Below are 13,822 nucleotides of genomic sequence, written 5' to 3' on the forward strand. Positions count from 1 at the left end.
TTTAATTAATTCCATGCCCTGACACAAGTTAATTTGAAACTTTTTGCGCCGTTTTCGTTAGTGGATGATCGTGCTCGACTGGTAAATGAATCACAAAACTCGTCAGCGCATCATCACTTTGGGCATAAATATAGCCACCATGATGTTGCACGATGCTTTGGGCGATTGCTAAACCTAGGCCAGAACCGCCAGTTGCTTTAGACCGTGACTCTTCCACCCGATAAAATCGTTCAAATAACATCCCGAGCGAATCAGCCGGAATCCGTTGGCCGTCATTGGTCACATGAATGATCACCTCTGGCCCCTGTTGTTCCGCCTGTAAAATAACTTTATTGGCACCAGTACCGTATTTAAACGCATTCGTAATCAAGTTGTTGAAGACTCGACCTAACTTTTCCGCATCTGCTTCCAAATAAATTGGGGCGCTACCGCTCTCAACTTCGATGGTCAGATGCTTTTTATTGGCCTCCAATTCAAAGCTTGCCGCTAATTGTTCAAGCATCGCTGTCAAATTTAGTCGACTAATATTTAAAGGTGTTTCGGTTTGCCGGACCTTCGTATACTCAAATAAATCCTCAACTAACGACTTCATCTGCGTTGATTTGAGATAAGCAATATGGGCATATTTCACCAAATCGGCTTCCGACTGATACTGCTGGTTCTCAATCAGGCCAAGATAGCCAATAATTGACGTCAGCGGCGTCCGAATATCATGACTAACATTAGTGATCAGTGCATCCTTAGAGCGTTCAATTTCGCGTTCCTCGTCCATCGAGTGGATGGCAGAATCGACTAATGCATTCACACTTTCGACCACACGCTGGGTATCACCGGTCAAATTAAAATTAATTCGATGGTCAAAGTGCCCCGCAGCAATATAATGCAGTTCACTAATGATGTGCCGCAATTGCATTTGTTTATAGCGTCGAATCAGCCGCCAATATAACACAAAGCCATCCGCAACAATCATCAGCGCAATAAAGAGATTTTCATAACTCCATAACTGATAATTAGTCGGGCCAAGCTTGATCGAGCGTTTGATTTGGAAAATACCACTTTGTAATCCTGGATTATGTGCAATCGCACTATTGATCAGCACAACCACCGACAAGTTTAAAAGGAGTAGCAGAATAACTGTCACTACTCCTTCAAAAAATAGTTCACTTTTTTCGCGTCCTGTTAATTTCAAAAGCTAACCTCGCTATTAGCGTGATTCAATCTTATAGCCGACGCCCCACACCGTTTGGATGACCTTTTCACCATCAGTGGCTTCTTCGATCTTGTCCCGTAAGTGACTCACATGGACCATCACCGTTTTGGCAGAAACGATACTTTCCTGTTGCCAAACACGTTCAAAGATATCATCTGCCGAAAAGACCCGGTTAGGATGACTGGCCAATAAGTACAAAATGCCAAATTCCAACGCGGTAAGTTGAATATCTTTACCGGTCAAGGTTTTAACTTCATGTGAATCTTTGTTGATAGTCAACGGGCCAATGTCCAAAATATCTGGTTCAGTGGTCGTCACGTTGTTTTCTGAGCGCCGCAATAAAGATTTAACCCGCGCCATAATTTCTAATGGATTAAATGGCTTCGTGACATAGTCATCCGCCCCGGTAATTAAGCCTTGAATCTTATCCATATCACCCGTCTTCGCAGACAACACTAAGATTGGTAACTGAGAATCTTTCCGAACCTCTTTAATGACTTCAATCCCATCCATTTCGGGCATCATAATATCTAAGATCATTAAAGCAATATCTGGATTCGTATTTAATTTAGTTAAGGCCTCTTTACCATTATAAGCACTAATTGGCTCGTAGCCTTCATTTTTGATATAAATTTCTAATAATTGCGCAATTTCTTTATCGTCGTCGACTACTAAAATTTTCATATTAAATTTCTCCTCGTAAGTCATTCTGACTACATTCTACCAAATCAGACAGATTTGAGGGCGATTAACGGCCTTTTTTAGAGAAAACGCAAAGAATTAACTTATCTCAGTTTTCAAATCTGGATCAGTCACAAAAAGGGCCACGAAACAAAAGCAGTTTCGTGGCCCTTTCAAGTCAGCCTAATTAACCGTTAACGGAATAGTTAGGCGCATTTTTTGTAATTTGAATTTCGTGAGGATGTGATTCTTTTAAACCAGCACCAGAGATTTCAATGAATTGGGCATTTTCAATCAAAGCGTTGATGTCTTTGGCACCAACATAACCCATCCCAGAACGTAGCCCGCCGAGCATTTGGAAGATAATGTCATCGACACTCCCCTTAAATGGCACGCGGCCTTCGACACCTTCAGGCACTAACTTGTTAGCTTCGTTGACGCCACCTTGGAAGTAGCGATCAGAAGAACCATGTGCTTGTGACATGGCACCAACAGAGCCCATCCCACGATAGAACTTGTATTGACGACCATCATCAAAGACGGTTTCGCCAGGCGCTTCAGTGGTCCCAGCTAACATGCTACCAAGCATAACGGCATTACCACCGGCAGCTAAGGCCTTGACAATATCCCCAGAATACTTGATCCCACCATCAGCAATGATTGCCTTGCCGTATTCACGAGCAACTTCAGCAGAATCATAAACCGCCGTCAATTGTGGCACGCCGACACCAGCAACGATCCGGGTCGTACAGATTGAACCAGGGCCAATCCCAACTTTAACAACGTCAACACCGGCATCAAATAATGCCCGCGTCCCAGCGGCAGTGGCAACGTTCCCGGCAATCAAAGTTTGCTTAGGAAAATGTTCGCGAATTTCTTTAACTTTTCGCAAAACGCCAGCAGAATGACCATGGGCCGTATCAATAACAATGGCATCAGCGCCTGCGGCAAATAAAGCTTCTGCGCGATCAAAAGTATCACTCGTCACCCCAACCGCAGCAACAGCTAACAAATGATTGTTGGCATCAACCGCAGCATGTGGATGATCGGCATCTTTTTCAACTGCTTTAACCTTGCTGATTTCTTCAGCTTGGGCTTCAATGCTAAGGTTCTTATGAATAACCGCTAACCCACCTTGGTTCGCCATTGCGATCCCCATAGCAGATTCGGAAACCGTGTCCATTCCGGCACTAATAATCGGAATGTTCAATTTCAAGTTATCGGCGAGTTGCACACCTAAATCAACTTCATTCGGTAATACATGACTTTCAGCTGGAATTAATAGGACATCGTCAAACGTGTAACCTTTTTTTCCAAACTTTGATTCCCAATTAGACATAGAACGTTAGCTCCTTATGATTTTATTTTATCTGTAAAGGTAACAAAACATCGTGATAATTGCAAGGCTTCTGCCAGATTTTCAGTGACTTTTCATTTTGTCCCTAAAGATTACAAGCATCATAATGATTATAAATCACTATCATGTCAGCAACAGACATTACCAACACAAGACTCGTGGTAAGCGCTCCGTCAGTCAGAATCGTTGTGCTATGGTGGGACAGTCCCAGCCAAAAAGCGGTCTGGAACTTCGATTCAAAGCCGATAACCCACGTCTTTGAATCGCCCTGTAAGATTAGGCGGCCAAGAACGCCGACCAATCTTACCGACACAGCACAACGATTCTGCCTGCCTACGCTAAACCTAAAAAACAGTTAAATTAGCTGGAAGTCGCCGCTGATAGCATCGGTCGTGACCGTGGCGTTGGGTCGGCATGCTTCTTGCCAGCGTTACGCCACGGACGGTCCGGGACACTTGCGATTTGTGCAAGGGTTCCGGGCGAGGGCCAAGACGTTTCTGGCTTGGACCGGTCCCACGGCCGCATGTTATCAGCGGCGACTGGAAGCAGCAATCTCCAGGTGTCAATTACTGACACAGCACTAATTACTGATACCTTTTATGCTTTAATTTTGAAAAAAGAAACCTAAGCACTGGCCTAGATTTCTCAATTTAAATTTAAAATAAACTTGTCGTAATATTGAATTTCCGCTTAAGCCACATCCGGGCAAAGAACACGATGGCGGCGATGACTAAGTACACTGCCGCTGGTAAAGCTGGGTTCAATGCCTTTGGCAACATCGCTGCGGTCGTAAAGATCAACATCCACACCATTACGGCCAAAATTGACCACAAGATTTTACGCCACATTGGGACCTTTGGCTTGTTCTTGTCTGGTGCGAGATATTCAAATAATTTAGCGACCCCAAGACCACCAACAACTGATGTCAGTAAGATGGCAGTAATCCCATTAGCCCCTTGTGACTCTTGAGATGCCTTGGAAATAAAGCCCATGACCCCATACATTAAGCAGAAGATCATGAATAACATCAACCCGTTATCTAGGGAAGTGACCCAATAGTTAGCCTTGGCTTGCTCCCGTGGCGTTTTCTTAGGTCCTTCAATAACGGCTTGTGTCCGTTCTTGAACAGTCCCATACAATTGACGCGCAGTCGTCCCCTTATGTTGTTCCGCTAATAACGTTGCCGTCATTTCGTCGAGAGCTGCTTTTTTCTTTTCACCTGACAATGCGGTCGCGTTCAAAGACTTACGCATTTGCCGCATGTAATCTTCATTTCGTTTGGTTAATTCGGTATCATCCCGTAATGGATGTTCCGACGCCTGGATCTGCTTAGCACCCGCTTGAGCATTCCGTGGTTCATTTGGCCCTTCACTCACGAGCAGTTCCCCCTTTTCTTAATTAGACGTTGAATCGGAATTCAACAATGTCGCCGTCTTGCATCACGTAATCTTTACCTTCAAGGCGCAGCTTACCGTTTTCCTTCACTTTGGCTTCACTACCCGCTTCATCCAAGGCATCAAAAGACATCACTTCGGCACGAATAAACCCACGTTCAAAGTCAGAATGAATAATCCCAGCAGCTTGAGGGGCCTTAGTCCCGGTCTTAAACGTCCAAGCTCGGGTTTCCTTACCACCAGCCGTAAAGAAGGTTTCGAGGCCTAAGAGCTTATAAGACGCCCGAATAAGCTTATTCAAGCCAGGTTCTTCAACACCTTCCGCTGCTAAGAAGTCAGCCTTGTCGTCATCATCGAGTTCGGCAATTTCTTCTTCGGTTTCGGCTGCAACACCAATAGCTTGTGCGCCTTCCTTTTTAGCGTAATCAGCAATCACTTGATAGTATTTTGAGTTTTCAGGATCTGCCATGTCAGCTTCCGCAATGTTTGCTACATAAAGCACTGGCTTAGACGTTAGCAAGAACAGGCCGCGAACAATCGCTTGATCATCCTCGTTAAATTCCAAAGCGCGAACGGGTTGGCCGGCTTCCAAAGCTGGTTTGATCTTTTCCAAAACAGCTAATTCAGCCTTAGCTTCCTTATCGCTACCCTTTGCCGCACGTTGAACCTTTGCCAACCGCTTGTCAACGGCTTCCAAATCGGCCAAGCTCAATTCCAAGTTAATGGTTTCAATGTCGTCTTGAGGATCAACCTTACCCGTAACGTGGGTAATATTATCGTCGTCAAATGCCCGGACAACGTGGACAATCGCATCTACTTGCCGAATATTTTCCAAAAACTTGTTGCCCAAACCTTCACCTTTACTGGCGCCCTTAACGATTCCGGCAATATCAGTAAATTCAAATGTCGTCGGAACAACTTTTTTAGCGGGAATCAGTGCTTGAATTCGGTCTAAACGTTTGTCAGGAACTTCCACCATCCCCACGTTTGGATCGATCGTCGCAAATGGATAATTAGCCATTTCGGCGCCCGCCTTCGTAATTGCGTTAAACAATGTGGATTTACCAACGTTTGGTAACCCAACGATACCTGCTGTAAGTGCCATATCGGTTATTCACTCTTCCTTTTCAAAATAATTAAGCTTGATCGGCTTTCTTTTCAAGAATTTTCTTCATTTTCTTATTGAATTCGCGCCGCGGCAACATCACAACGTGGTCACAGCCGGTACACTTGATCTTGATATCCGCACCCATCCGGGTAATTTCCCAACGGTTCACCCCACACGGATGCGCTTTCTTCATTTCGACAATATCACCTAAATCGTACATGCGCAACGCCCCTTCTCAAATTAGTCTAAATTAATGTTCAAAATTTCTAAGATACGGCTGAGATCGTCATTCGATAAATATGGAATTTCAATCTTACCTTCATCTTTTTTAGTTGCCTTAGCTGAAATCGACACTTGGGTGCCAAACTTCTCTTGAAGTTGTTCTTCACTGGCCCGAATATACGGCGATTTCTTAACCGCTTTTTTGACCGGCTGTTTAGCATCACCATTAGCATGCGCCACGATTTGTTCCAACTGTCGTACCGTCAAATTATTTTTGACGGCTCGTTTAGCTAATGGCGCAATCTTGGTCTTATCTTTCAAAGATAACAACGTTCGAGCTTGTCCCATCGAGAGTTGTCCTTTTTGAATCATCGTTTTGACCGCGGTTGGTAACCCTAATAGGCGTAAATAGTTGGCAATATATGGTCGACTCTTACCAAGCCGCTTAGAGACTTCTGCCTGCGTTAACTTTAACTTCTTCATCAAAGAGTCGTAGGCTTCAGCTTCTTCTAAAGCCGTTAAGTCTTCGCGTTGTAAATTTTCCAACACGGCGACTTCCATCATTTGTTCTTCAGTGACCTCACGAACTATGGCTGGAATCGTCGTCTGTTTGGCTAGCTTAGACGCTCTAAAGCGGCGTTCACCAGCAATAATTTCGTATTTTTTTACTTCGGCATCCGGTTGGCGGACGATAATCGGTTGAAAAACCCCTGATTTTTCAATCGAGCTGGCTAATTCTTTTAAAGCCGCTTGGTCAAACTTCCGCCGTGGTTGATAAGGATTCGCATGAATATCAGTTAATGCTAACTCAACGACGGCTTCTTCACTGGCTGGTTCATCAACATCGGCAAATAAAGCCCCAATGCCACGCCCCAACGCTTTATTTTGATCTTTTTTACTTGCCATGAGCAGCCAACACTTCCTTTGCTAATGCTAAGTAGACTTGTGCACCCTTGGACCGGGCATCATAATCAATAATTGATAGGCCATGACTTGGTGCTTCCGACAAACGCACATTTCGTGGAATAATCGTCGTATAGACGGCATCCTTAAAGTATTTGCGCACTTCTTCGTTAACTTGTTGACCAAGATTGGTCCGGGCATCATACATCGTTAACAAGACGCCTTCAATTTTCAAGTCTTTATTAAAATGTTTTTGAACTAATTTTATCGTATTTAATAGTTGGCTTAAGCCTTCCAACGCGTAATATTCACTTTGAACTGGAATCAGAATCGAATCACAGGCCGTGAACGCGTTGATGGTCAAAAGACCCAACGAAGGTGGACAATCAATCAAAATGAAATCATAATCGCCGCGCACATCGTCAATGGCATCCCGCAACCGGGTTTCCCGTGCCATCATCGGGGTTAATTCAATTTCGGCACCTGAGAGTTGAATCGTGGCTGGCACGATATCTAATCCCTTGTGACTTGTCGGAATAATGGTTTCTTTAATCGGGGTATCATTGATTAAAACATCATAAATTTCATTTTCAATCGCTGATTTTTGAATCCCCAACCCGCTCGTGGCATTTCCTTGAGCGTCCGTATCAATTAAAAGTACCTTTTGACCTTGAGCGACGAGACTGGCACCTAAATTAATGCTAGTCGTCGTCTTGCCAACGCCACCTTTTTGGTTAGCGAGTGCAATTACGGATCCCATAATTATTGACCACTCCTTGGTTGATTTTTTGGAATTTCAATGGTGATGCGATACCCATCTGCCGTTTCTTCTTCATGCGTCTTAACCGGCAGACCAGCATCCGTCACCATCTTAATTGATTGTTTAATCGTATTAACCGCGATGCGGCTATCACCAGATAGCCCGCGCGGCCGTTTCTTTTTCGGCTTCGGTGGCAAACTTAATTGTTGCACCAGTCGTTCGGTTTCTTTGACCGTTAATTGCTGGTCAAGAATTTTAGCCAAAATCGCCACTTGTTGTTCAGCCGGCACCGTTAATAAGGCGCGGCCATGGCGTTCACTAATCTGGCGTTGTAGCAAGGCTTGCTGAACAGGTGGTGCTAACTTTAATAAGCGCAGTTTGTTTGCCACAAACGACTGGCTTTTACCGAGTTCCTTGGCGAGTGCTGCCTGGGTCAACGAATTAAGTTTCATCAGTTCTTGATAAGCCGTGGCTTCTTCGATGACCGTCAAATCTTGCCGCTGCAAGTTTTCAATTAAAGCCATCGACGCCGTTTCACCATCATCCATCTTATGAATAATGGCTGGCGCGTCCGCCCAATGAAGCGACGTGATCGCCCGGAATCGGCGCTCACCGGCAATAATTTCGTATTTTTTCGGTTCATATTCGCGCAAGACGATCGGTTGTAATAACCCGTGTTCCGCAATCGTCGCCGCTAATTCAGCGATTCCGGCTTCATCAAAGACCTGACGCGGTTGAAAACGGTTTGGAATAATTGCCGTAACCGGAATCCGCACGATTTGTTGGCTGTGATCTACGACCGGGGTCTCTTTATTTTTATCTTTATCACGATTAGAACCAAACAAAGAAAATGCCATCTAATTACCTCCCAACCCTATTCCGGTGCCGTTAACGGCTGTTTGGCCGGTGTACCCGGCTTCCGAGGATAGCGTTTTGGTGTCGGCCGTTTTTTATCAATGACGATGATATGCCGCGGGTCGCCCGTTTCTGGTAAAGTGAACGCCTCGTCTGTGACTAATTGGCCACCGAGTTGCTTCACGGCGTAGTCACCTTCCGCGGTTTCAGTCCGGGCATTCGACGCTTTCAAAGCGACCATCTGCCCACCAATTTTGACTAATGGCAAACAAAATTCACTGAGCACGGATAATCGTGCCACCGCCCGTGCGGTCACTAAGTCGTAACTTTCGCGATGTGGCGACTTCTTACCAGCAAAGGTTTCAGCACGGTCATGGAACGTCTGAACCCCCGTTAAGCCTAACGCGGTAATCAATTGCTGTAAAAAGTTGATTCGCTTATTTAACGAGTCCACAATCGTGACTTGCAATTGTGGAAAAGCAATCTTAAGTGGAATCGACGGAAAACCGGCACCAGCACCGACGTCACAAAGCGTTAGCGGTTGGTCCCGTAACGCTGCCACATAAAAAGCCGGGGTCAATGAATCATAGAAATGCTTCAAATACACTTCCGGCTCGTCAGTAATCGTCGTTAAATTGAATTGACGATTCGTCTCAACCAACAACTGATAGTACATTGCAAATTGGGCCATCTGATGATCATCTAACGAGATGTCATGGCTCGCCAAAGCTTGTTTAAATTCGGTTGGATTCATGAATAAGCTCCTTAATTAAGGTCGCATTTGTCTTACAGTTGTGAAACAACTTGAATGTTTCACGTCACCTCATAACTTTAACTTAAATTCTTGTTAAAATCAATGCTCCGGCTTGGATATTTAGTTGGTGAGAAGCCTTATTGATAAGCTGTTTGGCGCTGTTTAGTTGCTTCTGCATTTTCAGTAAATTGGTCACAAATTTTCAACTAGTTTACGTTAGTGGCTCAACATTGTAAAAAATACACTGTCTTTAAGCTAGTTGACAAAGGGTTGAAAGGACAAAAGGCTTGTAAATACTGTCATATAGGCAACAGACACTTCCAAATTAGTAGTAATTTCGCTTCAGCTAAACCTAACCTAAAAACAGTTAAATTAGCTGAAAGTCGCCACTGATCCCATCGGCCGTGACCGTGGCGTTGGGTCAGCATGTTTCTTGCCGGCGTTACGCCACGGACACTTGCGATTTGTGCAAGGGTTCCGGGCGAGGACCAAGACGTTTCTCAGGCTTGACCCGGTCCCACGGCCGCATGTTATCAGTGGCGACTGGAAGCGTTCATGGCAACTAATCTTCATGACCTAATCATTGACATAGCGGCAATGATTAGGTATTTTGATCTTTCAGCCTTTCGCTAGTTGAACTAACCCGGATGCTTACGAGTTATCATTTCCCGACGAAAAAACGACCTCTCAGCCGTCACAGCTGAAAGATCGTTTCAAAATTCATTGCTATTAACTCAAACTTACCAAACGAATAACCCAACAACGCCGGCTGATAAGAGGGAAACTAAAATCCCAGCTAACAACATATAACCGACATTCCGTGAAATAACGTCGTTCTTTTCACGGTTAACAATTCCTTTGAACGCCCCAATAATCATACCGACCGTTGAGAAGTTGGCAAAAGATGTTAAGAAGACTGTCAAGACAGCTTTGAAATGGGGAGCGAAGGTATTTACCTTGCTTGTAACTTCACCCATGACAACGAATTCGTTGGTGACTAACTTGGTCCCCATGTACGAAGCCATTTGGAAAGCATCGTGTGGGTTGAAGCCAAGTAACCAAGCAAATGGGAACATGATAATCCCAAAGATATTTTCAAGTGACAAGTTAGAATTGATCAAGCCTAAAAGCTTATCAATCAATTTAGCTAACGCCACGAAAGCAATCACGTTGGCAGCGATAATCAAGATTAACTTACCGGCACCTAAAATTGAATCGCCCAAGAATGAGAAGAATGGTTCGCGAGCTGGTTTAACTGTCTTAACTTGTTCATCTGCCAAGGCTTCTGAACCGCTAGTTTCAGTCGTTTCAGTAGTTTCTTCAACCGCTGCACTACTGCCAACTTTGGCAATCGTATCTTCTTCTGGTGAAACTTCCACTGGGTTCAAAATTGCGGCAATAATGGCCGCATTCAACACGTTCATTGGCACCGCGGTCAAAATAAATTGGCCGGGCATCATTTGAATATAAGCCCCTAAAATGGAAGCCGTCACACAACTCATCGACATCATCGCGATGGTCAAATTACGCTGTGCATTCATTTGTTTTAATTGTAATTGTGAAACGGCTAGCGCTTCAGTATTACCTAAAAACATCATTTCAACAACGAAGAATGATTCAAATTTTGGTTGCCCGGTGATATAGGCTAAGCCCCGACCAACCCATTTGATAATCCATGGTAAAACGCCGATATATGTCAAAATATCAAATAATGGCACAATCAATAAAATTGGTAATAATGAACTGGTAACAAAGTCCATTTGTTTAACATTGACCCAGCTGGCTAAAGCGAAGGCAATCCCATCGTATGAAACATCGACGAGCCAAGTAAATCCGTCGGCAGCTGCTTTAACTGCGTCGACACCGACTTGTGAACCGGTTAAGAACCAGGCTAACAAGATTTCTAAAACCAGCATGATACCAACTGAACGCCAATGAATGGCGTGCTTTTGCTTGGAGAATAAGTAGGCGATTGCGATGAACACCACAATCCCGATAATATTAACCACCAAGTTAAAGACCATGTGAATAATCCCTCTTCCCTATAAATGTTGACAATCCAATAAGTGACCAAAAAAAGTTCCTTTATTAATTTACCATTTCCACCAGCTTTATGGTAGGAATATTTTAAGGTTTCCTTAAGGGATTATTTGAAAAAAGAACGTAAAAAAGCGACTATGACTTCAAAGCTTTATAGTCGAAACGTGCAACAAAAGGCTGCGACCTCCGCTTAGCTACGGAATCCGAACGATTGAAAATTCCAATCATTCGGATTCCTAGGCTATGCTCGGTAGCAACCCGCCTTTTGTCGCACTCTAAGAAATAATCAAGCTCGAAGTTGCGCTCAACTTCGGCCCCTGCCAAGGAACCTTATTATACCGTGTTTGGCACTTGAGCGAACTAATTATTTGACCCATCTTGTCAAACAGCGTAAGCTACAAGCAATAAATCGAAAGGGGGTGATGCTTTTTGAGTTCCAATCGAAATCTTAAGGCATCAGTCTCTGCACTAAAGGGTGCACTGAACTGATTGCATTTAAGGAGACCCAGTCAACTCATTGGCTGGGTCTTTTGCTGTCAAAAAGTTGCAACATCAGCTCATTTAAGCTAAGTTTAGTAACGAACTGATAAGAATAGCAGGAGACATGATGAAAACAACTACTAAGCAGGTTTTTGTGGCCGCAGCTTGGCTACTCACATTATTTGGCGTGATCGGTGGAACGCTATTGTGGCAACGGCAAGTTCGCCGACCAAAGCACCCCGTGGCCGCCATCACCGTGGGCTCTACCACGCGGATTCCGACCATCCTTTTATTAGATGCCAAAACAACTAGCGCACAGCGTCACGAATTTACCGCCAGTTTACAAGGTCATAATGGCAATCAATCGGTTATTACCGCCCAACTGACAACTGCTGGCGCCGTCAAATTTAGTGGCCAATTAACTGCCTATGATACCCGCCCTTACATACAACTAAAACTACCGACAAAGTCTGCCAGCATGGCACAACAAGCCACTTGGCTCAAATTGGCCTTAAAACGCGCCCAGCAACAGTTTAAGTTTAGCCAGTTTAATCTAATCACATACGGTACTGGTGGTTTAATTGCCACGACCTATCTTGAAGAAACTGACAATTCTCCCTTACCAAACCAACTTGTTGCAATTGCAACCCCGTTTAACGGCACTAGTCTCAAACAAAACACCAATGAGACAACGGCAGTTAGCCGAAAAGATCAGACCAGTCAGCTAAAAAATCTAATCACCAAAAAAGCCGCCATCAGTGCTAACATTCGTGTGCTGCTCATCGCAGGACAAACGAAGGGTGATATTAATGGCGACGGCGTTATCCCGGTTCAAAGTGCTTTAGCTGGGCAAGCCATCTATCGCCCCGTTGTCAAACACTATGAACAAAGTGTCATTCACAGTTGGCACGCGAGTCATACAAGCTTATACAGTAGTTGGAAACTGGCTAACCTCATTCAAGAATTTATCGACTAGCGAAAAAAATAAGTCTGAGATACCTCGAAGTAGCTCAACTATTCGAAGATTTTCAAAAGAAGCCATGACGCTCAGGTCACAGCTTCTTTTTTATCTATTAACGACTAACCGTTGCTATTGCCACAACATCTGGTCAGCATATTCATCTGTCAAAAATTGTTTAATTGCCCGAATCATCATCACCGTTGAAGGCGCAGTGGCTTGCGTTTTATTTGCCACGAGCGCGATCTCACGATTATAGGGCTCAGCAAAGGGGTAGGTATTAACATCGCCAGTTAACTTTTTCAAGGCCAGTTGCGGTAAAATTCCCATTCCCAAACCAGACTCAACCATCGAAATAATTGACTGATCATCAATTGAGAACCGCAAAAAGTTATTCGTGACGTGATAATGGTCTAGTGCCAACTTCGTATCACGATCGTAATCACTTTGTTGCAAAATAAAGTTTTGATCCACGACATCATCCGTCGTCATATAGCTGCCATTTGCCGGAACAAATCCTGCCGGCGTCACACAATAGATTGGATCATTAACTAGCGCATGCACGAGCAAATTGTCGTTCACCGGCATTGATGTGAAGCCAATGTCAATGGTCCCAATCTTCGCCCACTTTGTAATTTCATTAAAATCCCCCTGAACAACTGAGATTTCAATATCTGGATAAGCATGATTGAACCGCCGAATAATCCGCGGCAACCAATTAATGCAGACACTACTAAACCCACCAATACGCACCGACCCAGAATGTAACCCTTGGATATTGTCCGCAACTTGTCGCAAATTACTTTCAGTATTCAAAATTTCTTGTACATATGGTAAGACTTGACGGCCATCACTGGTAAGTTCAACTCCCGAACGGTTACGGATGAATAACGGAAAGCCGAGTTCTTTTTCGAGTTGATTGACCGAATGACTAACCGCACTCGGGGTAACATTCAAGGTCGCAGCCGCTTGGTAAAAGGTTTTCTGAGCCACGACCGTTGCAAAAACTTCGTATGAAAAATTTGCCATCGTCGGTTTTACTCCTTAGGTGAATGAATTTCATTTATAACTGAAAAAGTTGAGCTTTACTAAATCTCCCC

13 protein-coding genes are annotated in these 13,822 nt (G+C 44.2%); 1 reads left to right on the top strand and 12 read right to left on the bottom strand.

Annotated features, from left to right (window positions below):
* Positions 1-28: 28 nt before the first annotated feature.
* The 11 genes from FFM74_RS10020 to FFM74_RS10070 form a co-directional block, all read right to left on the bottom strand.
* Positions 29-1,189, bottom strand: coding sequence for a sensor histidine kinase (locus tag FFM74_RS10020; RefSeq protein ID WP_137626496.1), 1,161 nt, complete (start codon positions 1,187-1,189; stop codon positions 29-31).
* Between the two features lie 15 nt (positions 1,190-1,204).
* Complete coding sequence (croR, locus tag FFM74_RS10025; protein ID WP_137626497.1) at positions 1,205-1,894, bottom strand: response regulator transcription factor CroR; 690 nt, start codon at positions 1,892-1,894, stop codon at positions 1,205-1,207.
* Positions 1,895-2,078: 184 nt separating this feature from the next.
* Entirely contained in the window at positions 2,079-3,230 is a 1,152-nt protein-coding gene (guaB, locus tag FFM74_RS10030) for an IMP dehydrogenase (protein ID WP_137626498.1), read from the bottom strand.
* A 674-nt stretch (positions 3,231-3,904) separates the two neighbouring features.
* Positions 3,905-4,624 (bottom strand): DUF1129 domain-containing protein, encoded by a 720-nt coding sequence (locus tag FFM74_RS10035; RefSeq protein WP_223877215.1) that lies wholly within the window; start codon positions 4,622-4,624, stop codon positions 3,905-3,907.
* Positions 4,625-4,646: 22 nt separating this feature from the next.
* Entirely contained in the window at positions 4,647-5,747 is a 1,101-nt protein-coding gene (gene ychF / locus FFM74_RS10040; protein WP_137626500.1) for a redox-regulated ATPase YchF, read from the bottom strand.
* 31 nt (positions 5,748-5,778) lie between these two features.
* Positions 5,779-5,970: a DUF951 domain-containing protein gene (locus FFM74_RS10045; RefSeq protein ID WP_137626501.1), complete on the bottom strand. Its 192-nt coding sequence runs from the start codon at positions 5,968-5,970 to the stop codon at positions 5,779-5,781.
* A 20-nt stretch (positions 5,971-5,990) separates the two neighbouring features.
* Positions 5,991-6,878: a ParB/RepB/Spo0J family partition protein gene (locus tag FFM74_RS10050; protein ID WP_137626502.1), complete on the bottom strand. Its 888-nt coding sequence runs from the start codon at positions 6,876-6,878 to the stop codon at positions 5,991-5,993.
* Positions 6,868-7,635 carry a ParA family protein gene (locus tag FFM74_RS10055; protein ID WP_137626503.1) on the bottom strand — a complete coding sequence of 256 codons (768 nt, stop codon included), beginning with the start codon at positions 7,633-7,635 and terminating at the stop codon, positions 6,868-6,870. The genes FFM74_RS10050 and FFM74_RS10055 overlap by 11 nt, the downstream gene beginning before the upstream one ends.
* A 2-nt stretch (positions 7,636-7,637) precedes the next feature.
* On the bottom strand, positions 7,638-8,492 hold the full coding sequence (gene noc, locus FFM74_RS10060) for a nucleoid occlusion protein (protein ID WP_137626504.1): 855 nt from the start codon (positions 8,490-8,492) through the stop codon (positions 7,638-7,640).
* Positions 8,493-8,509: 17 nt separating this feature from the next.
* Positions 8,510-9,244, bottom strand: coding sequence for a 16S rRNA (guanine(527)-N(7))-methyltransferase RsmG (rsmG, locus tag FFM74_RS10065; RefSeq protein ID WP_137626505.1), 735 nt, complete (start codon positions 9,242-9,244; stop codon positions 8,510-8,512).
* A gap of 740 nt (positions 9,245-9,984) precedes the next feature.
* On the bottom strand, positions 9,985-11,268 hold the full coding sequence (locus FFM74_RS10070; protein WP_137626506.1) for a NupC/NupG family nucleoside CNT transporter: 1,284 nt from the start codon (positions 11,266-11,268) through the stop codon (positions 9,985-9,987).
* Between the two features lie 623 nt (positions 11,269-11,891).
* Between FFM74_RS10070 and FFM74_RS10075 the strand changes: the two genes are divergently transcribed.
* Positions 11,892-12,740 carry an alpha/beta hydrolase gene (locus FFM74_RS10075; protein ID WP_171000714.1) on the top strand — a complete coding sequence of 283 codons (849 nt, stop codon included), beginning with the start codon at positions 11,892-11,894 and terminating at the stop codon, positions 12,738-12,740.
* A gap of 114 nt (positions 12,741-12,854) precedes the next feature.
* Here the strand turns inward: FFM74_RS10075 and FFM74_RS10080 are convergent, their stop codons facing one another.
* A complete protein-coding gene (locus FFM74_RS10080; RefSeq protein ID WP_137626508.1) occupies positions 12,855-13,751 on the bottom strand; it encodes a LysR family transcriptional regulator in 897 nt (298 codons plus the stop codon).
* Between the last annotated feature and the right edge of the window lie 71 nt (positions 13,752-13,822).

This window comes from Lactiplantibacillus pingfangensis (assembly GCF_005404945.1).
GTDB classification, from domain to species: domain Bacteria; phylum Bacillota; class Bacilli; order Lactobacillales; family Lactobacillaceae; genus Lactiplantibacillus; species Lactiplantibacillus pingfangensis.

Coding starts and splice junctions, on each gene's coding strand:
- FFM74_RS10050 (WP_137626502.1), bottom strand. CDS start 6,878: ATGGCAAGTAAAAAAGATCAAAATAAAGCGTTGGGGCGTGGCATTGGG.
- FFM74_RS10055 (WP_137626503.1), bottom strand. CDS start 7,635: ATGGGATCCGTAATTGCACTCGCTAACCAAAAAGGTGGCGTTGGCAAG.
- noc (WP_137626504.1), bottom strand. CDS start 8,492: ATGGCATTTTCTTTGTTTGGTTCTAATCGTGATAAAGATAAAAATAAA.
- FFM74_RS10070 (WP_137626506.1), bottom strand. CDS start 11,268: ATGGTCTTTAACTTGGTGGTTAATATTATCGGGATTGTGGTGTTCATC.
- croR (WP_137626497.1), bottom strand. CDS start 1,894: ATGAAAATTTTAGTAGTCGACGACGATAAAGAAATTGCGCAATTATTA.
- rsmG (WP_137626505.1), bottom strand. CDS start 9,244: ATGAATCCAACCGAATTTAAACAAGCTTTGGCGAGCCATGACATCTCG.
- ychF (WP_137626500.1), bottom strand. CDS start 5,747: ATGGCACTTACAGCAGGTATCGTTGGGTTACCAAACGTTGGTAAATCC.
- FFM74_RS10075 (WP_171000714.1), top strand. CDS start 11,892: ATGAAAACAACTACTAAGCAGGTTTTTGTGGCCGCAGCTTGGCTACTC.
- FFM74_RS10080 (WP_137626508.1), bottom strand. CDS start 13,751: ATGGCAAATTTTTCATACGAAGTTTTTGCAACGGTCGTGGCTCAGAAA.
- guaB (WP_137626498.1), bottom strand. CDS start 3,230: ATGTCTAATTGGGAATCAAAGTTTGGAAAAAAAGGTTACACGTTTGAC.
- FFM74_RS10045 (WP_137626501.1), bottom strand. CDS start 5,970: ATGTACGATTTAGGTGATATTGTCGAAATGAAGAAAGCGCATCCGTGT.